This is a genomic window from Melissospora conviva, from assembly GCF_049523535.1.
GTDB lineage: Bacteria > Actinomycetota > Actinomycetes > Mycobacteriales > Micromonosporaceae > Melissospora > Melissospora conviva.
In genome coordinates this window covers 214,102-239,618 of sequence record NZ_JBLLDT010000007.1, presented here as the reverse complement: position 1 = coordinate 239,618, position 25,517 = coordinate 214,102, and the positions used below count along the sequence as shown (strand labels likewise).

Genomic DNA, 25,517 nt, shown 5'->3' with positions numbered 1-25,517 from the left:
TGAGACAACATTCACCGTCAAGATCTTTGCCGTTCCGTGTTCAAATCATCGCAATCACTGCGTTTGCGGCTGGCGACATTGACGTCGCCCGCGCGAGCGGTCCGGCTCTCCGGGACCCGCAGCGCGTGACGGCCGGGCGGGGCGAAACGGGACGACGCGGGGCGGCCGGGCGGGGCGAAACGGGACGGCATCCCGGGCCCGGCACTGCTAGGTTCGGCAGGCTTCGATCCAGGAGGATGATTCGTGCGACGTACTCTGGCGGTCTTCACCGCGACCGCCGTACTCGTTCCCCTCGCGGCGACAGCGGCACCGGGTGCCGCCTCCGCCGCCACCAACACTCTCACCGTCACCGCCTACGACCGCACCGGCGCCACGGTCGCGACCCGCGTGACAACGGTCAACCTGAGCACCAAGAAGCCTTACGTCCTGACCTCGGGCAAGGCCCGGACGCTGCCCAAGGGCACGTACGTGGCGATGGCCGACATCTTCACGCCGGGGGAGCGCAGCAGCACCCTCGGTGGCCGGACCGTCAAGGTCTCCGGCGCCAGCGCCACCACCATCGACGCCCGCCTGGGACGGCCGGTCGACGTCGGGTTGAGCCCCGCCGCCGCACCCGGCAGCTACCGGACGACCGTGGCCCGGATCTGCACCCCGGCGAACTACGGGGAGTGGGCAGCCAACGGCGACCCGCGGAACCCGCTCTACGTCGTACCGAACGGCTCGGAGAACTTCCGCTTCGCCTACGCGACGTACGTCAGCGAGCCGCGGTCCGCGCAGAGCTCTCCCGGCCTCACCGGATACGTCCTCGCCGGCACCACGAAGGGCATCCCGGCCGGCTACAGCCGGGCGGTCCCGCGCAGCGGTCTCGCCAGGGTCACCGTGGGCACCCGCAGTGGCGCGATCTTCCCCGACGAACACAGTATGACGCTGGACTATCGCGGCGGCGGCTGCCTGAGCCGCATGCCGCAGCACCCCGCGGGATGGGACGACGACAACAACTTCCGGCACACGTGGCCGGCCCCGAACCGCACCACCGTCCACGTCACCCCGGGCACGTGGGAGCTGTCGACCGGGTCGAACACCAGCGAGCAGAGCCGCACCCTCGCGTTGACCGGGGGCAACAGCTACAGCCTGACGTTCTTCCGCGCCGTCTACGGCCCGCACCGGTACGTGCCGTGGGTGGCGCGCCGCGTCATCTCCTTCAGCACCCTCGGGATGGTCGCCAACCCCGACTCGGGGCTCTCCGACTACTCCGACGCGGGCGCCACGAGGTCGACGGTGACACTCACCCGCAGCGGCAAGACGCTCAAGAAGCAGACCCGCGACAGCCGCAGCGCGTACGAGTTCCGCTACCGGATCTCCTCGGCCGGCTGGTACGGGCTGACCGTGGACTCCCGGCGCTACCACCCCGAGGGTGCGCCGACGCCGTCCTGGCTGCTCTCCCCACGGACGGTCGCGAAGTTCCGGTTCCACGCGAACCCGGACCTGTACCGGACGATGCCCGTGCACCTGGTCCGCTTCGCCGCGTCCGGGCTCGACTCGCAGAACCGCGCGAAGGCCGGCAGCACCACCAGCGTCCAGCTCAAACTGGAGCGGCCGCAGCAGTACCACGACGCACCCCGCGCCAAGTCGACCGTGAAATCGGTGACGGCGCAGGTGTCGTACGACAACGGCAAGACCTGGAAAAAGGTCGGCGTCACCAAGTCCGGCAGCAAATGGATCGCCTCGGTGAAGAACCCGCAGTCCGGTTTTGTGACTCTCCGGGCCAAGGTCACCGACACCAAGGGCAACTCCTCCGACATCACCATCTACCGCGCGTACCGAATCGCCTGATCCGGCACTGATACGGGCCGCCCTCGTCGAACGGGGGCGGCCCGACCCGTTTCCGGGAAAACGGCTCGCCATCCCTCCACCGATCGGCCGAATCCCGCCACCGGCCGAAAAAGGGGACCACGCCTCAGATTCGATCTTGATAGATTCCGCGTACGTCGATTCTGGAGGATGATTCATGCGACGTACCCTCGCGGCGCTCACCACGAGCGCCGTACTCATTCCCCTCGCGATCACCGCGATGCCCGGTGCCGCATCAGCCGCGACCAACGCCCTCACCGTGCACGTCTACGGCCGCGACGGCGCCAAGGTCAGCACGTCTGTGCACGCCACCAACCTGAACACCCGCGAGGCGTACACCCTCACCTCCAACCGGGCCAGGAAACTACCCAGGGGCACCTACGTCGTCGCCGCCGAAATCGTCGGAAGCGACGACACGACGGTTCTCGGCGGCCGTACTGTCAAGGTCTCCGGATCGAGCTCGACCGTCATCGACGGTCGCAAGGGCAAGCCGTTCCAGGTCTCGCTCAACCCGCCCACTGCGGAGACCCTCGGCGCTCTCACGGCGCGCATCTGCGCCGGAAGCGATTACCTCGTCGAGTCTCACGCCATCCTGGACAAGCTCTACGTGATCCCGAACGGTTCGGAGAATTTCCGGCTCGCCTACGCCGCCGATTGGATGGACACCCACCAGTCGGGAACGTCCACCGAGGTCCGGGGCCGTTACGCCGCGCTCGGCAGCATGATCGGGCTGCCGAACAACTTCCGCAGGACGGTGCAACGTTCCAGCCTCGTTCCGGTCACCCTCCACGCGCGGTCGCAGGCCCGTGGTGATCAGCAGCATCTGGGGGTGGCCCTGCACAGCCGGGCCGGCGGCTGCGCCGGTGGCCTGAGCGTCACCGGCCACGGAGGCTATGGCGGGTTCACGATGCCGCTCCACCTGTCGCCGGGCAAGTACCGGTTCGTAGCCGAGACGCCTCTCCATATCAGCGTGCGGGACCGCACCTTTGCCAGTGGCGGGCGCTACAGCCAGAACTTCTTCAACGCCGGCCGCGGACCCGGCTACGACCTGCCGTACACCTACGGCCGGAGCCTGTACTTCAACCCGCACGGGATGTTCACCGACACCGGCTCCACCGGCGTCGTCGAAACGTTCACCGACGGTTACAGCTCCACCGAGGGCGTCAAGACGTCGACGACGCTCACCAAGGGCGGCAGGACGCTCAAGAAGGAGACCAAGCGCTTCACGTACGCCCACGAGGCGCGCTTCAACTACCTCATGACCTCGGCCGGCTGGTACGGCCTCACGGTGAGCGCCAAGCGGGAGCACCCCACCATGGCGATGCCGAGCGGGCTGCTCTCGTACCGGACCACCGCGCGGTTCCGCTTCCACGCCGACCCCAGGAAGCAGCAGGTGGCGCCGGTCTACCTGACCCGCTTCACCCCGGCCGGCCTGGATCTGCAGAACGCCGCCAAGCCGGGCAGCACCACCAACGTCAGCCTCACCCTTGACCGCAAGAAGCAGGGCGGCGTGAAGCTCGGCACCGCCCCGAAGGTCAAGACGATGACCGCCTGGGCGTCGTACGACAACGGCGCGACCTGGAAGAAGACGACCCTCAAGAAGTCCGGAAGCAAGTGGGTCGCCACGGTGAAGAACCCGAAGTCCGGATACGTCACCCTCCGGGCCAAGGTCGTCGACACCTCGGGCAACTCCTCCGACATCACCATCTACCGGGCGTACAAGATCGCCTGACCCGGCACCGCACGATCCGGGCCGCCTTCGTTTGTGGAGGGCGGCCCGGATCTTTTCCGTAGCGAAATCGGCCACCGCCGCCTGGCCGATCGGCCCATTCCCGCCGCCGAACCGAGTGACGGACGGTGCGGAGAAATCGATCTTGATACGGTCGGCGTACGTCGATTCTGGAGGATGGTTCATGCGACGCACCCTCGCGACGCTCACCGCGACCGCCGTACTGCTGCCCGTCGCGGTCACGGCCGCGCCCGGCGCGGCCTCGGCCGCCACCAACACCCTCACCGTCACCGCGATCGACCGGAACGGCGCCGCGGTCGCGACCCGCGTCTCCGTGGTCAACCTGAGCACCCGCGCCACCTACACCCTGACGTCGGGCAAGGCCCGGACGCTCCCCAGGGGCACCTACGTCGCCCTTGCGAGCATCCACACCCCCACCGACGACAGCGTCACCGTCGGCGGCCGGACCGCCAAGGTCACCGGTGCCAGCACGACCGTCATCGACGCCCGCAAGGGCAGGCCGCTGAACGTCACGCTGAACCCCGCCCCCCACCGCATGAGTCATGCGGACACCACCGTCAGGATCTGCGCTTCGGTACGACCGTCGACCTACGTCTCCGCCGCGCACGACCCGGAGCGGGTCTACGTCGTACCGAACAGCTCCCGGAACTTCCAGTTCGCGCACCTGTCCTACTGGTCCGAGCCCAAGAACGGCGCGACAAACGACGTGGGTTACGTCGTCACAGGCACGACGCAGGGGGTCCCGGCCGGCTACAGCCGGACGGTGGAGCGCAGCAGCCTCGCCCCGGTCACCCTGACGGCCCGCAGCGGAACGGCGTTCAGCTCCGAGCACAACTACTTCATGGATTCCACCGCGAGCGGATGCCTGCGGGACATGGGGGCCACCGCCATGTCGCTGGATGAGAGTCACCGGCTGCAGTACAACTGGAAGACGCCCCACCGGTTTACCGCCCACGTCTCTCCGGGCACCTGGAACTTCAAGGTCATCGGGGACGACAGTTACCAGGACCGGACCCTGACGCTGCAGGGCGGCAAGAACTACGGGCTTACCTTCTTCCGTGCCGCTTACGGCCCGAACACGTTCCTGCCGACGGTTTCTGGTTTCGGGCGGCTCTCCTTCACCACGATGGCCATGCTCGACAATCCCGACTCGACCAGCGCCGAAGGCTCCTACGAGACCAACTCGAGGACCGTCGTGACGCTCAGCCGGGGCGGCAAAATCCTCAAGAAGCAGACCCGTGACAACTTCGCCAAACGCGATCCGGAATTCAGCCACACACTGCCCGCGGCGGGCTGGTACGGCCTGACCGCCGATGCCCGGCGATACCACCCCGAAAAGACGGTCCCGGCCGGGATCCTCTCTCCCCGTGTTGTCGCGAAGTACAGGTTCTACGCCGACCCGCGGAAAAACCAGGCTCCGCCGGCTCACCTGATCCGAATCGCCGCGGGTGGGTTGGACATTCAGAACCGGGCCGAGGCGGAAAGCACCACCAATCTCGTGATCAAGGTGCAGCGGCCCAAGCAGGCCGAGCCGCGGGCCAAGTCGACGGTGCGGACGGTGACGGCGCAGGTGTCGTACGACAACGGCAAGACCTGGAAGAAGACGACGCTGAAGAAGTCCGGCAGCAAGTGGGTCGCCACGGTGAAGAACCCGGGCTCCGGATACGTCACCGTCCGGGCCAAGGCCGTCGACACCAAGGGTAATTCCTCCGAGGTCACCATTTACCGGGCGTACCGAATCCGCTGATCCGGCACCGCACGATCCGGGCCGCCCTCGTTCGCCGAGGGCGGCCCGAAACGTTTCCGTAGCGAAACCGGCCGCCATCGCCTGGCCGATCGGCCCATTCCCACCGTCAATCCGGATAACGGACGGCGCCGCCCGAATCGATCTTGGTAGGGTCGGCGAACGTCGATTCTGGAGGATGACTCATGCGACGCACCCTGGCGACGCTCACCGCGTCCGCCGTACTCATTCCCCTCGCCGTCACAGCGATGCCCGGCGCGGCCTCCGCGGCCACCAACACCCTCACCGTGCATGTCTACGACCGCGCCGGCGCCAAGGTCAAGACGTACGTGTACGTCACCAACCTGAGCACCGGCGCCGACTACACCCTCACCTCGAACAAGGCCAGGAAACTCCCGAAGGGCACGTACATCGCCGGCGCGGAGATCCAGCCCGGTGACGGTACGAGCACCCTCGGCGCCCGTACCGTGAAGGTCTCCGGCACGAGCTCGACCGTGATCGACGGCCGCAACGGCAGGCTCGTCGAGCCGGCCATCAGCCCTGCCGTCGAAGAGCCGGTGGTATCGACCACCGCACGGATCTGCGTGGGCAGCAACCTGCTGGTGCACTCGTGGGGCGCCGGCCGCCGGTACGTCATCCCGAACAGCTCCGAGAAGCTGCGGTTCACGCTCGCCACCACCTGGCAGCAGAACGCGGCGGCTCCCAGTTACACCTCCCTCGACACCGTGAAGGGCCTGCCGAAGGGCTACCGCAAGACGGTGCAGCGCTCCAGTCTGGTTCCGGTCAAGATCACCGCACGGGCCGAGTCCCGCAGCGACCGGGAGTCCCAGCGGGTGTATCTGGTATCCAAGGCCAATGGCTGCGCCCAGGGCCTCATCGCCGACGGCCGCAGCGGCGTCGGTGGATTCTCCGCGCCGGCGTACCTCACGCCGGGCAAGTGGCAGTTCCAGGGCGAGACGACGCGCGCGTCGAGCATCCGCGACCGCACCCTGGTCAGCGGTGGAAGCTACAGCGTGAAGTTCTTCAGCGCCGGACGCGGGCCGAGCCGGGACCTGCCGTACACCAGGTACAGGACTCTGTTCTTCGAGCCGCACGGCATGTTCACCGACCCCGGCTTCGCCGGGGTGACCAACTTCGCCCACGACGGCTGGAGCCACGTGGCGGGCGTCAAGACGTCGACGACGCTCACCAAGGGTGGCAAGACCCTCCAGAAGCAGACCCTGGAGTCGGACTACTTCCCCCGCGTCGAGCGCTTCACCTACCCCCTGAAGACCTCCGGCTGGTACGGCCTCACCGTCCACGCCAAGCGCACGGACCCGCCGGCCGGGCAACTCTCCTACCGGACCAGCGCGCGCTTCCGCTTCCACGCCGATCCGAAGAAGACCCAGGTCGCCCCGGTCTACCTGACCCGCTTCACCCCGGCCGGGCTGAACCTGCAGAACGCCGCCGGGCCGGGCAGCAGCACCGACGTCACCCTCACCCTGGAACGCCAGTCCCAGAACGGGGTGAAGGCGGGCACCGCCCCGAAGGTCAAGACGATGACCGCCTGGGCGTCGTACGACAACGGCGCGACCTGGAAGAAGACGACCCTCAAGAAGTCCGGAAGCAAGTGGGTCGCCACGGTGAAGAACCCGAAGTCCGGATACGTCACCCTCCGGGCCAAGGTCACCGACACCAAGGGCAACTCCTCCGACATCACCATCTACCGGGCGTACAAGATCGCCTGACCCGGCACACCAGACAAAGGGACAACGCGTGCGACGCACCTCAGCGGCCCTCACGTCAGCCGCTCTTCTGACATCCCTCGCGATAACGGCCGCCCCGGGCGCAGCCGCTGCCGCGACGAACACCCTGACCGTCACCGTCATCGACCGCACCGGCGCCAAGGTCCGCGAACGGGTGGTCGCGACGAACCTCGGAACGAAGCGGACCTACGACCTGATCGGCAGCAAGGCCGCGTCCCTGCCGCGCGGCACCTACGTGGTGACGACGCTGATCCGGGAGGACGGCTCGGTAGCCCAGACCGTCGGCGCCCGTACGGTCAAGGTCTCCGGCGCCAGCGCGACCACCGTCGACGCGCGCAAGGGACGCCCGGTGAAGGTCGCACTCGACACGCCGAAGGGAGCGGCGACCTGGGTGACGGCGGCGATCTGCGTCGCCGGACAGGACTGGACAGGACGTGCCGCGGCCGTCACCGACCCCGGCCACGTCTACGTCGTGCCGAACTCCTCCGCCAATCTCCGCTTCGCCTACATGGCGGAGTGGTCGCAGGGGTCGGAGGACCAGAAAGGCAGACGGGTCGTCAACAGCCACGTCGTCGCGGGATCGACGAAGGGCGTACCGGCCGGCGTGAACCGGACCTTCGCCACGTCCAAGCTGGCGCGGCTGACCACCCAGGTCCGCACCGGCGCCACCCGCGGGCGCCACACCCCCACGTCCCTGGAGAACGAGGCGGGCGGATGCCTCGGCACCATGCGCTCGCAGCTGTGGTACGACGGTGGCCGGGTCACCCTCCACACCCACGTCTCGCCCGGCAAATGGCAGACCGAGGTGCGCAACGAGGACGGCAGCGGCATCTACGGCGCCTACCGGCGCACCCGCACCATGGAGAGCGGCAAGACCTACTCCGAGGCGGTCTTTCCCGCCGTCTTCGGTCCGAGCGGGCGGATTCCCGTGGTCAACAACAAGCTGCTCCGGTTCTCCGCGTGGGAATACTTCGTCAGCCCAGCCGGCTACGACAACGGCGGCGCGGCGGTGGTGAAGCTGACAAAGGGGGGCAAGGTCCTGAAGCAGCAGACCCGGCGCACCGGGGCCGAGTTCAACTACCGGATGACGTCCGCCGGCTGGTACGGCCTCACCGTCGACGCGAAGCGCACCTCGCCGGGCGCGACCTACCCCGGCACCCTGCTCTCCGCCCGCACGATCAGCAAGTTCCGCTTCTACGCGAACCCGAACAAGGGCCAGCACGTGCCGGCCCACACCGTCACGATCGCCCCGAAGCACCTGGACATCACCAACTCGGCCGCGCCGGGCAGCACCACCAAGGTGGAGTTCACCGTGCGCCGCCAGCACTCCGGGTACGACGTGCCGCTGACCCGCTCCACCGTCAAGTCGGTGGTCGCGTACGTCTCGGTCGACCACGGCAAGACCTGGAAGAAGGCCACTCTCAGCAAGTCCGGCGGCAAGTGGGTGACCAGCGTCAAGAACCCCGGTTCGGGCTACGTCAGCCTGCGTACCAAGGTCACCGACACCAAGGGCAACAGCTCCGAGACGATCGTCTACCGGGCGTACAGGATCGGCTGATCCTGATCGCCGACGGCGACCCCCTGGCCCTCGATGTCAGGGGGTCGTCGCGTCCCCGGCGCCGGCCGCCCGGCCGGTCCACTCCGGCGCCAGCAGCGACCAGACCTCGGTGTCGTGCCGCACCCCCCGGTACGGGAACTGCTCCCGCAGCACCCCGTCCAGGCGCATCCCCAGCCGCTTCGCGACGTTGCGGCTGGCGGTGTTCTCCAGGCGGGTCTGCCACTCGACCCGGTGGATGCCCCGCACCCGCACCGCCCAGTCGATCAGGTGCCCGGCCGCCCGGGTGATCAGGCCCCGGCCCTGCCCGGCCGGCTCCAGCCAGCAGCCCAGCTCACAGCTGCCGGCGGCGGCGTTGAAGGCGACGAACATGACCCCGCCGACGAGTGTGCCGTCGAGCCAGATCCCGTAGAGCCGACCGGTGTCGGCGGCGGCGCGATCGGCGTACCGCCGCAGGGTGGCGCGGGCCGACTCCAGGTCGGTGCTCAGCGTCGCCCATGGCACCCAGGGGTCGACCGCGTCGCGGGCCCGGTCGATGTGGGCGAGGAACTCCTCGGCCTGCCAGGGCTCCAACGGACGAAGTTCGGCGCCGTCACCGAGATCAATTGCGAACATCAGCGAACCGTATCGCCGCAGTGGGCTCCACGCTGTCCCGCCAGCCCTGCGGGAGGCCGTCCGCCCGCGCGGCGCCTGCCCGCGGGGCGCCTGCCCGTGAGGCGCCTGCCCGCGGGGGCGGCCGGGGCAGGCCCGGGCCCGGGGTCAGCGCTGCTCGGAGACCGAGGTCAACTCCGACCCCTCGGTCTGGTCACCGTCGCTCTGACCGCCGGTCAGGTGGCGGTTGCGCACCACGGAGGTGGCGAACGCGGCCAGGATGAAGCCGACACCGATCAGCCCGGTGATCAGCTCGGGCACCTCGGTCTTGATGCTGACCAGCAGCAGCACCGCCAGTGCCCCGATCGCCCAGTGCGCGCCGTGCTCCAGGAAGACGTACTGCTGCAGCGTGCCCTGCCGCACCAGGTAGACGGTCATCGACCGGACGAAGAGCGCGCCGATGCCGAGCCCGATGGCGATGATGATCGGGTCGGAGGTGAGGGCGAACGCCCCGATCACGCCGTCGAAGCTGAACGAGGCGTCGATGAGCTCCAGGTAGAGGAAGGAGAAGAACGCCGCCTTGCCGGTCTGCGCCGCCAGCTGCGCGTTCGCGCCCCGCTGCCCGGCCTCCCCGGAGTTGCGCTCGCCGAAGTCCTGCGCGAAGAGCTTCCCGAGGCTGTTGACCGAGACGTACGCGACCACGCCGAGGATGCCGGAGAGGAGCACCGTGCCGATCTTGTCCTCGGCGGCGAAGCCGTAGCCCGCGATCGCCAGAGCGACCAGTGAGACCACGACCGGCAGCTGCTCGAGGCGGCCGACCCGGGCCAGCGGCCGCTCCAGCCACGCCAGCCAGTGGACGTCGCGCTCCTCGAAGATGAAGCTCAGGAAGAGCATCAGCAGGAACATCCCGCCGAAGGCGGCGATCGACGGGTGCGCGTCGGCCATCAGATAGCCGTACGTGCCCGGGGTGTGCGGATCGCCCTTTTCGAGCGCGAGTCGGATGGCCTCTGCCGGGTTGAGGTTGGCTGTGACACCGACGATGAGCAGCGGGAAGACCATCCGCATGCCGACAACCGCGATGAGGATGCCGACGGTCAGGAAGAGCCGCTGCCAGAAGAGGCTCATCTTGCGCAGGATCGTGGCGTTGACCACGGCGTTGTCGAAGGAGAGGGAGATCTCCAGGACGATCAGGATCGCCGCGATCGCCAGTCCGGTCGTGCCGGCGTACCAGAAGGCCAGGGCCAGACCGATGACCGTCAGCGCGATCGACCCGCGGAAAGCCTTGAAAAGCACCTCGTCCTCAGCCTTCCGTCAACAGGTTTCGGGCGTCGCCGGGGCCCGATGCCAACCTCTGGAAGAAGGTCGGCACCGAGGCTCGGGACATTCCAAAAGCCTATCTCCCGGCGGTCGCTTGATCGCCGTGCCGGTGGCATCGGCGGATCCCGGCCACAGCCGCCGGCGATGACGGTAGCAACTGCCAGGTCAGGAGCAGCAGCCTCCGGACTGCCCGGCAGGGGTGAGGTCGGTGAGCACCAGCGGTGCGCTCAGCAGCCCACCGGCGATTCCGGTGGCGAGCCCCCGGCCGGTCGGCTCGGGCACGGCCGGCGTGCCGCAGCAGTCGCCGCCGCTGTCGGCGCCCGTGCCGTCGGCGCCCAGGACGGGATTGCTGTTGCAGACCCCGGTCTCGGGCAGGTCGAGCTGCACGTCGCGGGCGGCAGCCCAGTCACCGGCCAGCGCGGCGACGACGGAGCGGGCCTGCTCGTACCCGGTGGCCAGCAGGAAGGTCGGCGCCCGGCCGTACGACTTCACGCCGATCGCGTAGTAGCCCGGCTCGGGGTGCGCCAGGTCATCCGCGCCGTGCGGCGGGACCGTGCCGCAGGAGTGCTGGTTCGGGTCGATCAGCGGGGCGAGCGCCCGTGGCGAACCCATGATCGGGTCGAGGTCGAGGCGCAGTTCGGAGACGATGCCGTGGTCGGGGCGGAAACCGGTCGCCGACACGATCCGGTCCACCACGACCGTACGGGCGCCGTCGGAGACCTCGACCTGCTCACCGGTGACGGTGAGGCGCTGGACGCCGAAGCCGGTGAGCAGGGTGATCGCCCCGCTTTCGACGTACTCCCGCAGCCGGGTGCCGAGCGCGCCGCGGGCGGGCAGCGCGTCGGCGCTCTCCCCGCCGTAGGCGCGGGCCGGCGAGGCGGCACGGATCGCCCAGGTCACCGTCGTGCCCGGGGCCTGCGCGGCGAGGTCGGCGAGCGCCAGCAGGGTGTTGGCGGCCGAGTGGCCGGCACCGACGACCAGGGTGGCCCGCCCGGCGAAACGTTCCCGGTCGGCGCCGAGGACGTCCGGCAGCGCCGACTCGACGAAGGCCGCCGCCTCGGGCTCGCCGTGCGCGGGGATGCCGGCTGCGCCGAGGAGATTCGGCGTACCCCAGGTGCCCGAGGCGTCCACGACCGCGCGGGCCAGGATCTCCTCGCCGGAGTCCAGCCGTACGAGGAACGGGGTGGCCTCGCGGCCGGCGGTGCGGACCCGGTCGAAGCCGGCCCGGGTCACGGCGGCGACCCGTGCGCCGTAGCGCAGGTGCGGTTTGAGCTGCGGCAGGTCGGCCAGCGGCTGGAGGTAGTCGGCGACGAGCTGGGCGCCGGTGGGGAGTTTGTCGTCGTCGGGGCGGGCCCAGCCGGCTTCGGCGAGCAGGCGGGCTGCGGCCGGGTCGACGTCGAACCGCCACGGGGAGAAGAGCCGAACGTGCCCCCACTGCCGGATGGCCGCCGCGGGCCCGTCGCCGGCCTCGATGACGGTGAAGGGGATCCCGCGCTCGCTCAGGTGGGCGGCGGCGGCGAGGCCGACCGGGCCCGCGCCGATCACGACCACCGGCAGGGCGGCGTCCACCTCGGCGACCGGCGAAGCGGCAGCATCCCCGATCACATCAGTACGCCCTGATGCGTCAGCGCAGCAGCCGTCCTCGGCGGGCGCCCGCGCGGCCTCGGCGGAGCAGCATCCGGCCTCGGCATCGGCTTTGGCTTCGGCCGGTGCGCAGCAGGCGTCGGCGGGCGCGGCGGTCTCAGCGGGGGCGCAGCAGGCAGTCGTCTCGGCAGGATCGCCGGAGGGCTGCGCGGTGGTGGGCTTGTCGGTCATCGGTCTGCTCCTCGGGGTCACGCGGTGTGCCGGCGTACGGCAGGCGCGGGGCATCAGCGCCGCCTGATGCTTATCTAGACGCTGCTCGAAACGTACACGCCACCTTGCATCCTGCTTTGATGGATGTCAAGCTATGGGACATGTCGGCCTCCCCCCTGCTGGACCCCTCGCCCGCAGCCGCCTGCTGTCCGCCGCTGTCGGTGCAGGCCCTCGCGCCGCAGGCCGCCGGCGAGCTGGCGCCGATGTTCAAGGCGCTCGGCGATCCGATCCGGCTGCGCCTGCTCTCGCTGATCGCCTCCACCGACGAGATCTGCGTCTGCGACCTGACCGACGCCTTCGAGGTCACGGCCGCCACCATCTCCCATCACCTGCGGGTGCTGCGGGAGAGCGGCCTGGTCGACGCCGAGCGGCGCGGCACGTGGATGTACTACTCGGTCCGGCGGTCGGCGCTCGCCCTGCTCGGCGGGCTGCTCGCGGCCGAAGCACCCCGGCCGCCACAGCCGGCACCCCCGGCCATGACGCCCGCCACAACAAATCAGGATGAACTGATATCAGCGAATCCTGATGTGGTGCGGCTGCTGGCGGACCCGCTGCGGGCGCGCATCGTCGAACTCCTCGCCGCCGGCCCGGCGACCACCTCGCACCTGGTGACGGGCACCGGAGCCAAGCAGCCCAACGTCTCCGGGCACCTCCGGCAGCTCCGCGAAGCCGGGGTGGTCGAGGCCGAGCCGCGCGGCCGGCACACCCTCTACCGGCTCGTACCGCAGGCCCTGCAGGGTGCCGCCCTGCATCTTGCCGACCTGGCCGCCCAGGCACAGACCCGCTCCGACAATGTCAGGACCTGCTGATCCCGTGACCCAGACCGTCTCCGCCGAAACCGCGCCCGCGGTCGTCGGCCGCCTCTCCCGGCTCGACCGGTTCCTGCCGCTCTGGATCGGCCTGGCCATGGTCGCGGGCCTGCTGCTCGGCCGGCTGATCCCGGGGCTGAACGCCGCCCTCGACGCCGTCAAGATCGGCGGCATCTCGCTGCCGATCGCGCTCGGACTGCTGATCATGATGTACCCGGTGCTGGCGAAGGTCCGCTACGACCGGCTCGACACCGTCACCGGCGATCGGCGGCTGCTGATCTCGTCACTGCTGCTGAACTGGGTCGCCGGCCCGGCGCTGATGTTCGCCCTCGCCTGGATCTTCCTCGCCGACCACGCCGAGTACCGCACCGGCCTGATCATCGTCGGGCTGGCCCGCTGCATCGCCATGGTCGTCATCTGGAACGACCTCGCCTGCGGCGACCGTGAGGCCGCCGCCGTCCTGGTCGCGGTCAACTCCGTCTTCCAGGTGATCGCCTTCGGCGTCCTCGGCTGGTTCTACCTGGCCGTACTGCCCGGCTGGCTCAACCTCGACGGCGCGGCACTGGCGGTCTCCGGCTGGGACATCGCCCGCAACGTGCTGATCTTCCTCGGCCTCCCGCTGCTCGCCGGCTTCCTCACCCGCCGCTTCGGCGAACGCGCCAAGGGCCGCACCTGGTACGAGCAGGGTTTCCTGCCGAAGATCGGCCCGGTCGCCCTCTACGGGCTGCTCTTCACGATCGTCATCCTCTTCGCCCTGCAGGGCGACGCCATCACCTCCCGGCCGTGGGACGTGGCGCTGATCGCCGTACCGCTGCTGGCGTACTTCGCGATCATGTGGGGCGGTTCGTACGCGCTCGGCAAGGCCATCGGGCTCGGCTACGAACGCACCACCACACTGGCGTTCACCGCGGCGGGAAACAACTTCGAACTTGCCATCGCGGTCGCGATCGGCACCTTCGGCGTCACCAGCGGCCAGGCGCTCGCCGGGGTGGTCGGCCCACTGATCGAGGTGCCCGTCCTGGTCGCCCTGGTCTACGTGAGCCTCGCCCTGCGCCGGCGCTTCCCCGCCGCCGCTTCCCCGGCCGCGGCAAGCACCGTCCAGTCACCATGAGGCCACCGCCGCAAGCGCCGGCCCCACCGCCTTGAGCCCGTCACCCGCGGCAAGCGCGCCGGGCAGTCGGCGGCAGGCCCTTCGCCGTGGTCGCTGATCCTGCCGCGCAGCGTCGTCCACCCAACCCGTACCGAGGAGCCGCCGCATGTCCAGCAAGCCGAGCGTCCTGTTTGTCTGCGTGCACAACGCGGGCCGGTCCCAGATGGCGGCCGGCTGGCTGCGTCACCTCGCCGGTGACCGGGTGGAGGTCCGCTCCGCCGGCAGCGCCCCCGGCGATCACGTCAACCCGGCCGCCGTGGCGGCAATGGCCGAGGTCGGCATCGACATCGCCGGGCAGACCCCGACGAAACTCGCGTACGAGACGGCCGAGACCTCCGACGTGATCGTCACGATGGGCTGCGGCGACGCCTGCCCGGTCTTCCCCGGCAAACGGTACGAGGACTGGAAGCTCGAAGACCCGGCCGGCAAGGGCGTCGAAGCGGTCCGGCCGATCCGCGACGAGATCCGGACCCGGGTCGAAAAGCTGCTCACCGAACTCCTTGATCGTTAGTCGGAAACCAGTGTTCCGGGGGCCATCTCGCACCGGTTTCCGACTAACGATGAGGTGCCAGCCTCCCGCTCTCGTCGGGCCCTCCGGCCGGTTACTGGGTGGCGGTGACGATGCAGCGGCGCAACTCCACTACCGCCTCCGGCGGGCCCTCGACCGTCACTTCGCTCGGGTCACCGTCGCGCTCGCGGCCCCACAACCAGCGCAGCAGCGCAGCCGGAGGTCCGCTCACGGTCACGTCGACCGCGGCGGGTGCCCCGTCAACCGGCTCGTCGGCGGCATCGTCCACGGTGAACAACTTCGGCCCGGTCCGCACCAGCCAGGCCGCACCATCGGTCCGCAGCCGGTACGTCCGGCCGGGCGACTCGGCGAGGACCTCCGTGAAGTAGTCGGCATACTCGGCCACGGCGTACGCCACGAAGATCCGCAGCAGCTCGTCGATGCCGTCGATGGCCAGATCGTCGGGGACCGGCGCGAACGACGCCCCGGCACCGAGCTCGGCGTCGATGCGGTGGATGACCGTCTCCTGCGCCATCCGCCGGATCCAGAACCCGACGGACTGGTCCGGCGCGTACCAGGTGAGAGCGGAATCCTGCGGCGAGCGGCCGGCGAACTCGTCGACGAGCTGCGCGTACGCCCGGTCGAGCAGCGGGATCGGTGCGGCTGTCGCGCAGTCGGCCGGCGGCCACGGCTCCGGTTCGGCGCCGTCCCGCATGATCGCGCTCTTGTGCAGGTAGACCTCCGCGACGTGGCGGGTCAGGTCGGCGACGCTCCAGCCGGGACAACTCGGCACGGCAGCGTCGAGGTCGGTCTCGGCGACGGCGCGCAGGCGGGCGTAATCATCGGCCAGGCAGGCCAGGAAGCGGTGTGAATTCACGCCGACACCCAACCACGTACGTCCGACACCCGCGCGGGGATTAGGCGGGCCGTGCCCAGCCGGCGGCGACCGAACGGCGGCACCGGTCGGGGTCGTCGCCGGCGTTGACATACAGCGCGGTCAGCAGGATCGGGACGTGCTCCAGCGTCTCAGCCGACAAAGGTCCGTTGGCGACGAGGGAGACCAGCCCGTGCGCCGCGGCCCAGCTCTGGATCGCCAGGTCCAGCGGCACGATGGCCGCACGGAAGCGCCCGGCTTCCTGGCCGCGCCGAGCGGCCTGCACCAGGAACTCCAGTGTGGCGTCGGCGGCCTTGAGGTCTTCGAGGTCGAAGCTCGCGTCGAACATGACCCGGTACAGGTCGGGGTGCTCCAGGGCGTTGCCGACGTACGCGGCGATCAGGCCGGCCAGGTCCGCGACCGGGTCGTCGGAGGCGGGCACCGGCGCGAACTTCGCCGCCAGCCGGGTGAAGCCCTCCTGCCGCAGGGCCTTCCAGAGCCCGTCCATGCTGCCGAAATAGGTGTAGACGGCCATCGTCGAGACGCCGGTGCCGGCTACGAGGGAGCGCAGGGTGATCGGTTCGCGGGCGCGCAGCATCTGCGCGGCCCGCTCGATGAGCAGGGTACGCACCGCCGGATCCTTCGTCCTCGCCACGCCACCAGAATACATAGCATTGCACTGCTATAGTTTCGCCCATCGCGAGCCCCAGGCTCTCTCCCGAACGAGCCCCGGGTTCTCTCTCGAAGGAGTCGTCATGTCCGTCACCCTGATCAACCCCGCAGGCCTGCCGAAGGTCGACCTCTACCGGCAGGTGTCGGTCGCCACCGGCTCGAAGATGGTCTTCATCGCCGGCCAGGTCGCCCGCGACGCCGACGGCGGCAAGGTCGGCGAAGGCGACCTCGCCGCCCAGGTCGAGCAGTGCTACCTCAACGTCGCCACCGCCCTGGCCGGCGTCGGCGCCACCTTCGACGACGTGGTCAAGCTGACCGTCTATTTCGTCGACACCAACCCCGACCTGATGCCGCGCTTCCTGGAGGGGGTCGCCCGGGCGAGCGCGAAGCTCGGCATCACCCCGCAGGCGCCGCTGACCGGCATCGGGGTCGCCATGCTCGCCGAGCCCGACATGCTGGTAGAGGTCGAGGCGACCGCGGTACTCGACTGACGAGCCCGGCGCCGCAGGGATCGACTCAGGAACCCGGCGCCGCCGGATCGACTGGGGAGACCGGCGCTGCCGGCATTGGCGACGGCACCCACCCGCCGGGAACCGGGATACGCCGTGGCGGGTCCGGCATCCTTGATCGTTAGTCGAGAAGGGGTGCTCCAAAGGGTTCCTGGCACCGGTTTCCGACTAACGATCAAGGAATCGGTCCGTCCTGGCCCGTGCCGAGCGCCGCCTCGCCGGTGACCTTAGCGGTGGCGAGCCGGCGCACCCGGGTCACCTCCTCGGCGTGGGCGTACTGCCGGGCCACCCGGGCCAGCCAGGCACTCTCCGATTCCAGCGAGGCGTCGACGTCCTGGAACGGGTGCTCCGCGCCGTACCGCCGGCCGTGCGCGTGCCCGACCAGAGCGGCCGCGAGCAGGGCGGCTTCCACCGTGGCCGGGTCCGCGGTGGGGCCTGCCCAGCGGGCCGCGTCGGGGTGCGCGTAGGGCCGCAGCGCCAGTTGGGCGTCACGGATCTCGATCACCCGCCGGTAGAGCGCGAACTCGACCCCGGGCAGCGGCCGCCCCCGGCCGGTGTGCAGCGCGATCTGTGGCATCGCGGCCCGCAGCGCGCGCCAGAGCGGATCGATGCGGCGCAGCGCGCGCAGGGCGCGGATCCAGCGCAGTGGCGCGGTGATGCGTTCCCCCCAGGCGGTGAGGGTGGCCCCGATCAGCCAGAGCAGCATGCAGATCGAGCCCAGGGTGGCGCCGACCGGCAGGGTCGTCGCCAGGGAGCGGCCCGTGATCAGCGTGATCGCCGGCCGCAGGCCGGACCAGGCGGCCCAGAGGATGCCCAGGATGGTCCCGGCCACCACGAAACGCAGCCCCACGCCCAGTACGCCGCTGCCGGTGTGCCGCAGGTAGCCGCCGACGCCCGCCATGAAGGCGAAGAGGCAGACCAGGATGTAGCAGAAGAACACGGCCAGGTAGCCGACCACTCGCGGGTCGTGGGAGTAGGCGTTGACGAAGTTCAGGGTGAACTCGGTGTCGGCGGTGGCCAGCAGCGTCCCCATCAAGCTGACCGCCCCGGCCAGCCCCAGGCCGTGCCGGCGCAGCCAGCGCGGGGTGTCGACCGGGCGGGCGATGCTGCGGCCGAGCGCCCCGAGGAAGTACGCGGCGAGCATCTCCAGTCCGTTGCCGACCAGCCGCCCCAGGTTCGGCACCGGCTCGATCCGGCTGGCCGCGGCCAAGACAGGGGGTGCCATCACCGCCAGGCCGAGCCCGATGGAGCAGAAGAAGGCGCAGAGGTAACGGATGCCGTCGGCGCCGGGCTTGCCGCGTATCCGCAGAAGCTTGTAGGCGGCGACCGCGACGGCGAGCGCAAGGGCGCCGAAGTTGAGCCAGTCCAGCATGGCACCCCTCGGCGGTGGTCAGTCGGTGGCGAAGATGGAGCCGAGCCGGGCCAGCCCGTCGGCGACCTCGGGCGTGACGGGCCCGGGACTGTCCACCGGGTCCCGGCGGGCCCGCTGCGCGATCATCGAGGCGACCAGTTCGGCTTCCTGCTCCTGAGCGGCGGAGTAGTCGGAGCGGCCGAGCACCCGGCGGACCAGGTCGGCGGAGAGGTTCGGCAGCAGCAGGTCGGGCAGGGCGGCGAGGGAGCGGTCATCGATGTGACCGCAGAGCAGGTGGCCGACCTCGTGCAGCAGGATGTGCTCGCGGTGCAGCCGGGTGGTGCTGGTGGCGTAGAAGAGATAGTCGGCGTCATCGGTGGCGACCAGCGCGCCGCACTGGGTGGCGCCGCCGGGCATCGGCACCAGTTCGACCCGCCGACCGCGCCGGTGCGCCAGCGCGCCGATGAACGCGACCGGCTCGAACGGGGCCGGGATGGTCAGCCCGTCGACGATCTGGCGGCAGCGGCGCCACATGCGCCGGTCAACCGCCATCGCGAACCGCCGGCCCAGCGGTCTCCTCTCCTCCACCGGACTGCGGTCGCTGCTGGGCCGCGGCTCCGGCCCGGCGCGCCTCCCGTCGCCCGATCGCCTCGATCATGTCGCTGATGGTGTCCAGCCCCTCTGGGGAGAGGGTGACCGCGCGGAGCGCGATCTGCCGGACGGCGCTGTCGCGGAGGGCGCCGAGCAGCTCCAGCTCCTCGGCGATGCGGTCGCCCTGCTCGTCGTCGAAGAAGTAGGCCGGGGGGACCTGGAAGAACTGGGCGAGCGCCTCCAGGTGCCGCTTGGTCGGGTTTACCCGGCGACCCGTGCGCAGCTGCCAGAGGTAGGTGGCGGAGAAGGATTCGCCGGTGGCCTCGCGGCAGGCTGTGGCCACCTCCTCGTTGCGGTACTGCTCCCGGTCCGGGCGGCGGACGACCTCGAAGAGCCTGTTGATCTTGTCGGCCAGGGTGCCGGTGCTCGACTGGCCCATGCGGACACCCTCCCCTCGTCGATGGGATCGCGCCGTCGGGAAGTGGTTGACGGCGTACGAGTCATCGGCCATCCTAGCGTCTCATGATCGCTGCTGATATGAATCGTTCCTCTGCTCTCGTTCATATCAGCTAATCAGAACGAGAGGAGGTACCTGCTGATGAGCCTTCTGGTCGAGCACACCAACGACATCTCGGCGGAGATGTTCGGCGACCTCGCCGACAGCCGGGACCTGTACGCCCGGGGCAACGTCGCGCCGGTACTCGCCACCACGGCGGTGGTGGCCGGTGTCCTGGTCGGGTGGGGCGCGTTCTCCGCGGGCTACACCTTCGGCCAGGCCCGCGCCGCAGCCGAGGGGACAACCGAGCCGCAGTTGTAGGCGGGCGACCGCCCACACATGGAAAAGGATGATCAATGTCCAGTCTTGCCATGCGCGTGAACGCTGATCCGGAACTCGCCACGATCCCGATCACCAGCCCCGAGGTGCAGAACCGGACCGGCGCCTCGCCCGTCCTCTGCGTCGCCTTCGTCGCCGCCCCCGCCGGCGGCTACCACGTCTGCCAGATCGGCCCGGCCTTCGCCGTCATCGGAGGGTCGACGCAACCCCTGTAGGCCAGGCGACAACCACACCATTGAGGAGGGTGATCTATGTCCAGTCTCGCTATGCGGGTGAACGCCGAACCGGAACTCGCCACGATCCCGATCACCAGCCGGGAGGCACGCAACCAGTTCGGGACGATGCCCGTCCTGGCCACCCCCGCCCCCGTCGTGACCTTCGCCGCCGGCATGGGCCTGGTTGCCTCGGTGGCCGGGCTCTTCACCGCGGGCTACGCCGTGGGCAGGGCCATCGGCAGCACCGAGCCGGTGGTGGAGTAGCGGCCCAACGTACGAGGCCTGCCAACGCCCGTGCCGGAGCCGGTGTGCCAGTTGCGGCACACCGGCTCGTGCCACAGCGACCCCTGATCCGGATTCCTCCGGCCGGCGCCCCCGCACCGTCCCGCACCGCTCCCGATAGTCGCCCCCGCTCGCCGGTCCGGCCCGACGCACCATCAGAAAGCGCTTCCCCATGAAGAGACCCACCGCGCGCCCGCGCCGGCTGACTGCCGGCCTCGACCGCTCCACCGTGCTGAACTGGACCGAGCGGATCGGTTCGGTGACCCACCTGCTCGCCAGCCTCGAATACCTCACCCGGGGCCGGGACCGGCAGCGCGGTGGCGCGAACAACTGGGCGGTGAACCGCCGTACCTTCCGCGCCCACGCCCCCCGGGCCACCCGCGTCCTGGACCTCTTCGCCGACCAGCGGGTGGTCACCGCGCTGCACGCCAGTCGGGCCGTCGCGGCCGCCGCGCTCTGGCTGCCCCTGACCAACCGGCAACGGGTCGTCGCGAACGCCGTCCTCACCGGCAGCCAGGGGGCGCTGCACGCCCAGCACCTCTACGGCAGCGACGGCGCCGACCAGGTCTCCTTCCTCGTCCAGGCGCTCACCACCGTCGCCCGCGCCGGCCGCAACCGCCCCGCCGTCGTGGACGCCGCCCTCTGGTTCCTCTCCCTGCAGTCGGTGCTGTCGTACACCGTCTCCGGGTGGGCGAAACTGCCCAGCGAGACCTGGCGCAGCGGACGGGCACTGCCCGCGATCGTCCGCACCATCACCTACGGCGACAAGCAGGCCTGGGAACTCATGCGCCGCTTCCCCCGGCTGACCCGGCTCACCGCGCACGGCGTGCTGGCGATGGAGTGCGCATTCCCGCTCGCCTTCGCCGCCAAGGGCCGTCCCGCGCCCTTCCTGCTCGGCGCAGCCGGCGCGTTCCACCTGGTCAACACCCGGGTGATGGGGCTGGGACGCTTCTTCTGGGCGTTCACCTCCACCTATCCCGCGGTCGTCTACACCACCCGTCCCCGGGACCGCACCGGCGCGCGCGACGGTGTCCGCCGGGACGACACCCTGCCCGCCGTCGCGGCCGCCGCCGGCCTGGCGCTCTTCGCCGCCGGCCAGGCCGCCCGGATCCGCCGGCGGCGGATCATCGAGCGCGGTCGCGGCGACGAGCAGAGATTCGCCACCACCGCCGGCAACAGCCTCTCCTACCGGTACGCCGGCAGCGGCCCGATCCCCGCCGACGGCCCGGTGCTGCTGCTGGAGAACGGGCTGGCGGCCACCGCCGAGCACTGGGAGCGGATCGCCGCACCGCTCGGCGAGCAGTTCACCACCGTCACGTACCAGCGGGCCGGCTACGGCGCCAGCCGCTACCACGACACCGGGGAGTACCGGTTCGACACGATGGTCGACGACCTCGTCGAACTGGCCCGGCACGTCGCCGGAGACCGTCCGCTCGTGCTGGCCGGTCACTCCCTCGGCGGCTACCTGGCGCTGCTCGCTGCCGAACGGCTCGCCGGCCAGGTGCGCGGGGTGGCGCTGGTCGACGCCAGCCACCCCGCCGAGCTGCAGCGCTCACCGCGCCAGGCCGAAGGCGGCCGGGCGCTCTCCGAGACGCTGGCGATCATGCCGGGGTCGTTGCGGGCCGGGCTCGGATCCATGCTGCCCCGGCCCGCCTGGGTCGAGCGGATGCCGGAGTCGGTGCGTCGCATCGCCCTTGCCCAGTACCGGGACCCGGCGCTCTGGTCCGCGGCCCGGCGGGAGTGGGAGGTGGTGCGGGAACACTTCGAGGCCGACACCCCACTGCCGCACATCGACGTACCGCTGGTGGTGATCACCGCCGGGCAGACCGCGCGCGCCGACGCGGTGCAGGCGGAGCTGCACGACGAGTTCGCCGCAGCGGCGCCGCGAGCGCAACGGCACACCATCGAGGGCGCCGACCACGACGAGATCCTCACCGACGCCGACCACTCCGGCGAGGTTGCCGAGATCCTCGCCGCGTTCGTCGCCGATGTCACCGAGGACTCTCCGCAGGACGACGGCCTGCTCCACAAGGACGGCCCGATCCACAAGGACGGGCCGGTCGGCAAGGACGGGCCGGTCGGCAAGGACGGCGCGGCCCGCAAGGGCGACGCGATCCGCAAGGGCGGTGTGCGATGAGCCGCCGGGTCGCCTCCGACCTGCGCCCGTTGACCATCGGGCTCACCGCCGGCCTGGTCACCTGGTTCGGGGTGACCGTGCTCAGCCAGCACCCGCAGCAGGTCTTCGACCGGTTCCGCCGCTACGACGTCGCGGGGCTGATGATCGGCAACTGGCGGTTCTTCGCCCCGGAACCCGCCCAGCACGACTTCCACCTGCTGCACCGGGTGCTGACCGACGACGGCGAGCAGACCCCCTGGGCGGAGACCATCGAGATCCCGCGCCGGGCCTGGCGGCAGATGGTCTGGTTCCCGGAACGACGCCAGGACAAGGCCGTCTTCGACATCTGCGCCGATCTGATCAGGTGGATGGGACACCCCGGAACGGACATCACCACCACCCCGGCGTACGAGGTCCTGCGCGACCTCGTGGAGCAGGTCGTGCGCCAGCAGCACCCGCGGCGCGGCCTGCAGGGCTTCCAGTTCCTGATCGCCCGCAGCGCCGGCTACGACGAGTCCCAGAAGCCGGAGTACCTGCTGGCCTCCCCGTTCGTGCCGTTGACGGAGAACACTGATGACTGACATCCACGACATCGGCTACGGGCGGCAGTTCGCCGACTTCTACGACCGGCTCTTCCCCGGCGGCCCCGCCGTCGCGCAGACCGTACGCCGCCTCGCCGATCTGCACCCCGGGGACGGGGCGGCGACGCTGGAACTCGGCGTCGGCACCGGGCGGGTCGCACTGCCGCTGGCCAAACTGGTCGGGCCGGTCGTCGGCGTGGACTCCTCACCGGAGATGCTCGCCGTGCTGACCGAAACGATGGCCGCCGACGGTCCGGTGACCGCCGTGATCGGCGACGGATCGGTTGCCCCGGCCGTCGGGGACCCGGTGACCCCGGTCCTCGGCGACCTGCGGCACTGGGCCGACGAGCGCCAGTACGGCCTCGTCTACTGCGTCTGCGGGACGCTGTCGATGCTGCTCGATCCGCAGGAGCAGGCACGTGCGGTTCAGGCGGCCGCGGACCGCCTGGCTCCCGGCGGGACCCTGGTGATCGAGACGCACAATCCGGCGTTCGCACTGGCGCTCAACCAGGGCCGGGCGCGGGAGTCGTACTTCACGCCCTATCCGGGGCGGGACACCGGGCTGCTGTCGTACTCGACCATCGACGCCGACCGGCGGATCTGGCACCTGTCGCACATCTGGTTCGAGCAGGGGCGCTCCCGGATCGCCACCGAACTGAGCCGGCTCACCACCCCCGACGAGGTCGACGCCTACGCCGAGCAGGCCGGGCTGCGCCTGGTGGAGCGGCACAGCGACTGGGCCGGCACCCCCTTCACCGGCGCCGAGCCGATGCACGTCAGCGTCTACCGCCCCGCGGACGCCCGGTGAACCAGCCATCCGGTGACCGGCACTGGCTGCGGATGCTCGCCGGATACGTCCGGCCGCACCGGGGGCCGTTCCTCGCCGCCGCCGTACTGCTGCTCACCTCCAGCCTGCTCGGGCTCGCCCAGCCGCTGGCCGCCAAAGCCCTGATCGACGGGCTCACCGACGGCCGGGGCGTCGGCGGGGCGCTGTCGGCCCTGACCGGGTTGGTGATCGCCGCCGCCGTGCTGCTCGGAGCCGGCAACTATCTGATCCTGCGGACCGGCGAGGCGGTCGCGCTGGACGGGCGGCGGGGCCTGGTCCGGCACCTGCTGCGGCTCACCGTGCCGGCGCTACGCGGCCAGGCCCCCGGAGACCTGCTGGCCCGGGTCACCAGTGACACCATGCTGCTGCGGCAGCTCGCCACCCAGTGCCTGATCGACCTGCTCACCGGCGGTGTGATGCTCATCGGCGCGGTGACACTGATGGCCTTCGTCGACCTGGTCCTGCTCGCGGTCACCGCCGTCGTGGTGGTGCTGCTGGTGCTGGTCATAGGGCTGCTGATGCCGCGGATCCGGACCGCCGCGCTGCGCTCGCAGGAGTCGGTCGGCGAGATGGGCGCCGCCCTGGAGCGGGCGCTGGGCGCCTTCACCACCGTGAAGGCCTCCGGCGCCGAGGCGGTGGAGGCGGCCCGGATCGACGCCGCCGCGCTGGCCGCGTACCGGCAGGGGGTGAGCCTGGCGCGGTGGGGCTCGATCGCCGGGACCAGCGCTGGGCTCGCCATCCAGGTCGCGTTCCTGGTGGTGCTCGGGGTGGGCGGCGCGCGGGTCGCCGCCGGTTCCCTCCCGGTCTCCGCGCTGGTGGCGTTCCTGCTCTATGTGGCCTATCTGATGCATCCGGTGATGCAGCTCGCCGGCGCCGGCACCTACCTGCAGGTGGGGCGGGCGGCGCTGGCCCGGATCGCGCAGATCAACGCGCTGCCGATCGAAGGGCTCCACCTCCCCGCTGTCGACGAGCCGCCCGTCCCGCCCACGAGGGCGCCGGCTCGGGCACCGGAGCCGGCCGGTGTCACCTTCGAGAATGTCCACTTCAGCTACCCGGGACGCGACGAACCGGCCCTGCGGGACCTGACGCTGACCGTCCCGGCCGGCGGCCTGACGGCCCTGGTCGGGCCCTCCGGATCGGGTAAGACCACCGTCCTCAGCCTGATCGAACGCTTCGGCGAACCCCAGCACGGCCGGATCCTCGTCGACGGCCGGCCGCTGACCGACTGGCCGCTGGCCCAGCTGCGGGCCGTGATCGGCTACGTCGAGCAGGACGTCGCCGTGCTCGCCGGCACCCTGCGGGAGAACATCGCGTACGCCACCGCCGGCGCCACCGACGACGAGATCCGGGCGGTGCTGCGGACGACCCGGTTGGAGTCCCTGCTGGCACGCCTCGGCGGCGACCTGGACGCGCCGGTCGGGCACCGCGGTCTCTCCCTCTCCGGCGGGGAGCGGCAGCGGATCGCGGTGGCGCGCGCCCTGCTGCGCCGGCCCCGGCTGCTCCTGCTCGACGAGGCGACCTCCCAGCTGGACGCCGCCAACGAGGCGGCGCTGCGGGAGGTCGTCCGGGACATCTCCCGGACGACAACGGTCGTGGTGGTGGCGCACCGGCTCTCCACGATCGTCGACGCCGCCCAGATCGTGCTCCTGGAAGACGGGGTCGTACGCGCCGTCGGCACCCACCCGGAGCTGGTCCGTGACAACACCCTCTACGCCGGTCTCGCCGCCGAACAGTCACTGGTCCGGGACGGCGCACCGGCGGCCGTGACAGTGTGAAACCTCGCGGAAAGAG

The 25,517-nt window shown here is 70.7% G+C and carries 24 protein-coding genes and 1 pseudogene; 17 read left to right on the top strand and 8 right to left on the bottom strand.

What is annotated here, in order from left to right; all coding sequences use genetic code 11:
* Positions 1-243: 243 nt before the first annotated feature.
* The 5 genes from ACK8GG_RS17355 (at position 244) to ACK8GG_RS17335 (ending at position 8,648) form a co-directional block, all read left to right on the top strand.
* Entirely contained in the window at positions 244-1,833 is a 1,590-nt protein-coding gene (locus tag ACK8GG_RS17355) for a hypothetical protein (protein WP_440356799.1), read from the top strand.
* 175 nt (positions 1,834-2,008) lie between these two features.
* Positions 2,009-3,583 (top strand): hypothetical protein, encoded by a 1,575-nt coding sequence (locus ACK8GG_RS17350; RefSeq protein WP_440354707.1) that lies wholly within the window; start codon positions 2,009-2,011, stop codon positions 3,581-3,583.
* A 181-nt stretch (positions 3,584-3,764) separates the two neighbouring features.
* A complete protein-coding gene (locus ACK8GG_RS17345; protein ID WP_440354706.1) occupies positions 3,765-5,348 on the top strand; it encodes a hypothetical protein in 1,584 nt (527 codons plus the stop codon).
* 182 nt (positions 5,349-5,530) lie between these two features.
* Positions 5,531-7,072: a hypothetical protein gene (locus ACK8GG_RS17340; protein ID WP_440356798.1), complete on the top strand. Its 1,542-nt coding sequence runs from the start codon at positions 5,531-5,533 to the stop codon at positions 7,070-7,072.
* 28 nt (positions 7,073-7,100) lie between these two features.
* Positions 7,101-8,648 carry a hypothetical protein gene (locus ACK8GG_RS17335; RefSeq protein ID WP_440356797.1) on the top strand — a complete coding sequence of 516 codons (1,548 nt, stop codon included), beginning with the start codon at positions 7,101-7,103 and terminating at the stop codon, positions 8,646-8,648.
* Between the two features lie 36 nt (positions 8,649-8,684).
* On the opposite strand, the gene ACK8GG_RS17330 is transcribed toward ACK8GG_RS17335, so the two are convergent.
* The 3 genes from ACK8GG_RS17330 to ACK8GG_RS17320 all read right to left on the bottom strand — a co-directional run bounded on the left by ACK8GG_RS17330 (position 8,685) and on the right by ACK8GG_RS17320 (position 12,122).
* Positions 8,685-9,260 carry a GNAT family N-acetyltransferase gene (locus tag ACK8GG_RS17330; RefSeq protein ID WP_440356796.1) on the bottom strand — a complete coding sequence of 192 codons (576 nt, stop codon included), beginning with the start codon at positions 9,258-9,260 and terminating at the stop codon, positions 8,685-8,687.
* Between the two features lie 144 nt (positions 9,261-9,404).
* Positions 9,405-10,529, bottom strand: a complete 1,125-nt coding sequence (locus tag ACK8GG_RS17325) for a DUF475 domain-containing protein (protein ID WP_440356795.1) — start codon at positions 10,527-10,529, stop codon at positions 9,405-9,407.
* A 189-nt stretch (positions 10,530-10,718) separates the two neighbouring features.
* Positions 10,719-12,122: an FAD-dependent oxidoreductase gene (locus ACK8GG_RS17320; protein ID WP_440356811.1), complete on the bottom strand. Its 1,404-nt coding sequence runs from the start codon at positions 12,120-12,122 to the stop codon at positions 10,719-10,721.
* A 386-nt stretch (positions 12,123-12,508) separates the two neighbouring features.
* On the opposite strand from ACK8GG_RS17320, the pseudogene ACK8GG_RS17315 reads away from it, so the two are divergent.
* The 4 genes and pseudogenes from ACK8GG_RS17315 to ACK8GG_RS17300 all read left to right on the top strand — a co-directional run.
* Positions 12,509-12,850, top strand: a pseudogene (locus ACK8GG_RS17315) (ArsR/SmtB family transcription factor); the annotation flags it as partial.
* 33 nt (positions 12,851-12,883) lie between these two features.
* The gene (locus ACK8GG_RS17310; RefSeq protein ID WP_440354737.1) at positions 12,884-13,216 is read left to right on the top strand and encodes an ArsR/SmtB family transcription factor; all 333 of its coding nucleotides are present in this window, start codon (positions 12,884-12,886) and stop codon (positions 13,214-13,216) included.
* Between the two features lie 4 nt (positions 13,217-13,220).
* The gene (gene arsB, locus ACK8GG_RS17305; RefSeq protein ID WP_440356794.1) at positions 13,221-14,327 is read left to right on the top strand and encodes an ACR3 family arsenite efflux transporter; all 1,107 of its coding nucleotides are present in this window, start codon (positions 13,221-13,223) and stop codon (positions 14,325-14,327) included.
* Between the two features lie 145 nt (positions 14,328-14,472).
* A complete protein-coding gene (locus tag ACK8GG_RS17300; protein ID WP_440351136.1) occupies positions 14,473-14,877 on the top strand; it encodes an arsenate reductase ArsC in 405 nt (134 codons plus the stop codon).
* Between the two features lie 91 nt (positions 14,878-14,968).
* Here ACK8GG_RS17300 and ACK8GG_RS17295 read toward each other — a convergent pair whose 3' ends face one another.
* Positions 14,969-15,751 carry a maleylpyruvate isomerase family mycothiol-dependent enzyme gene (locus tag ACK8GG_RS17295; protein ID WP_440356793.1) on the bottom strand — a complete coding sequence of 261 codons (783 nt, stop codon included), beginning with the start codon at positions 15,749-15,751 and terminating at the stop codon, positions 14,969-14,971.
* 40 nt (positions 15,752-15,791) lie between these two features.
* Positions 15,792-16,403, bottom strand: coding sequence for a TetR/AcrR family transcriptional regulator (locus tag ACK8GG_RS17290; RefSeq protein WP_440356792.1), 612 nt, complete (start codon positions 16,401-16,403; stop codon positions 15,792-15,794).
* A 100-nt stretch (positions 16,404-16,503) separates the two neighbouring features.
* Here ACK8GG_RS17290 and ACK8GG_RS17285 point away from each other — a divergent pair, with 100 nt between their 5' ends.
* Positions 16,504-16,911, top strand: a complete 408-nt coding sequence (locus ACK8GG_RS17285; RefSeq protein WP_440354698.1) for a RidA family protein — start codon at positions 16,504-16,506, stop codon at positions 16,909-16,911.
* 193 nt (positions 16,912-17,104) lie between these two features.
* Here the strand turns inward: ACK8GG_RS17285 and ACK8GG_RS17280 are convergent, their stop codons facing one another.
* Genes ACK8GG_RS17280 through ACK8GG_RS17270 form a run of 3 tightly spaced genes read right to left on the bottom strand, consistent with a single transcriptional unit; the run spans position 17,105 to position 19,310 of the window.
* Positions 17,105-18,301: an MAB_1171c family putative transporter gene (locus tag ACK8GG_RS17280; protein ID WP_440356791.1), complete on the bottom strand. Its 1,197-nt coding sequence runs from the start codon at positions 18,299-18,301 to the stop codon at positions 17,105-17,107.
* A gap of 18 nt (positions 18,302-18,319) precedes the next feature.
* Positions 18,320-18,832 carry a hypothetical protein gene (locus tag ACK8GG_RS17275; protein WP_440356790.1) on the bottom strand — a complete coding sequence of 171 codons (513 nt, stop codon included), beginning with the start codon at positions 18,830-18,832 and terminating at the stop codon, positions 18,320-18,322.
* Entirely contained in the window at positions 18,822-19,310 is a 489-nt protein-coding gene (locus ACK8GG_RS17270; RefSeq protein ID WP_440356789.1) for an XRE family transcriptional regulator, read from the bottom strand. The genes ACK8GG_RS17275 and ACK8GG_RS17270 overlap by 11 nt, the downstream gene beginning before the upstream one ends.
* 159 nt (positions 19,311-19,469) lie before the next feature.
* On the opposite strand from ACK8GG_RS17270, the gene ACK8GG_RS17265 reads away from it, so the two are divergent.
* From ACK8GG_RS17265 to ACK8GG_RS17235, 7 genes are all read left to right on the top strand, one after another.
* On the top strand, positions 19,470-19,688 hold the full coding sequence (locus ACK8GG_RS17265) for a hypothetical protein (RefSeq protein ID WP_440356788.1): 219 nt from the start codon (positions 19,470-19,472) through the stop codon (positions 19,686-19,688).
* Between the two features lie 35 nt (positions 19,689-19,723).
* A complete protein-coding gene (locus ACK8GG_RS17260) occupies positions 19,724-19,921 on the top strand; it encodes a hypothetical protein (RefSeq protein ID WP_440351144.1) in 198 nt (65 codons plus the stop codon).
* 36 nt (positions 19,922-19,957) lie between these two features.
* Positions 19,958-20,185 carry a hypothetical protein gene (locus tag ACK8GG_RS17255; RefSeq protein WP_440351145.1) on the top strand — a complete coding sequence of 76 codons (228 nt, stop codon included), beginning with the start codon at positions 19,958-19,960 and terminating at the stop codon, positions 20,183-20,185.
* Between the two features lie 190 nt (positions 20,186-20,375).
* Positions 20,376-22,340, top strand: a complete 1,965-nt coding sequence (locus ACK8GG_RS17250) for an alpha/beta fold hydrolase (protein WP_440356787.1) — start codon at positions 20,376-20,378, stop codon at positions 22,338-22,340.
* The gene (locus ACK8GG_RS17245) at positions 22,337-22,900 is read left to right on the top strand and encodes a hypothetical protein (protein WP_440356786.1); all 564 of its coding nucleotides are present in this window, start codon (positions 22,337-22,339) and stop codon (positions 22,898-22,900) included. The genes ACK8GG_RS17250 and ACK8GG_RS17245 overlap by 4 nt, the downstream gene beginning before the upstream one ends.
* On the top strand, positions 22,893-23,708 hold the full coding sequence (locus ACK8GG_RS17240) for a class I SAM-dependent methyltransferase (protein WP_440354692.1): 816 nt from the start codon (positions 22,893-22,895) through the stop codon (positions 23,706-23,708). The genes ACK8GG_RS17245 and ACK8GG_RS17240 overlap by 8 nt, the downstream gene beginning before the upstream one ends.
* Entirely contained in the window at positions 23,705-25,501 is a 1,797-nt protein-coding gene (locus ACK8GG_RS17235; protein WP_440356785.1) for an ABC transporter ATP-binding protein, read from the top strand. The genes ACK8GG_RS17240 and ACK8GG_RS17235 overlap by 4 nt, the downstream gene beginning before the upstream one ends.
* The last annotated feature ends 16 nt before the right edge of the window (positions 25,502-25,517 follow it).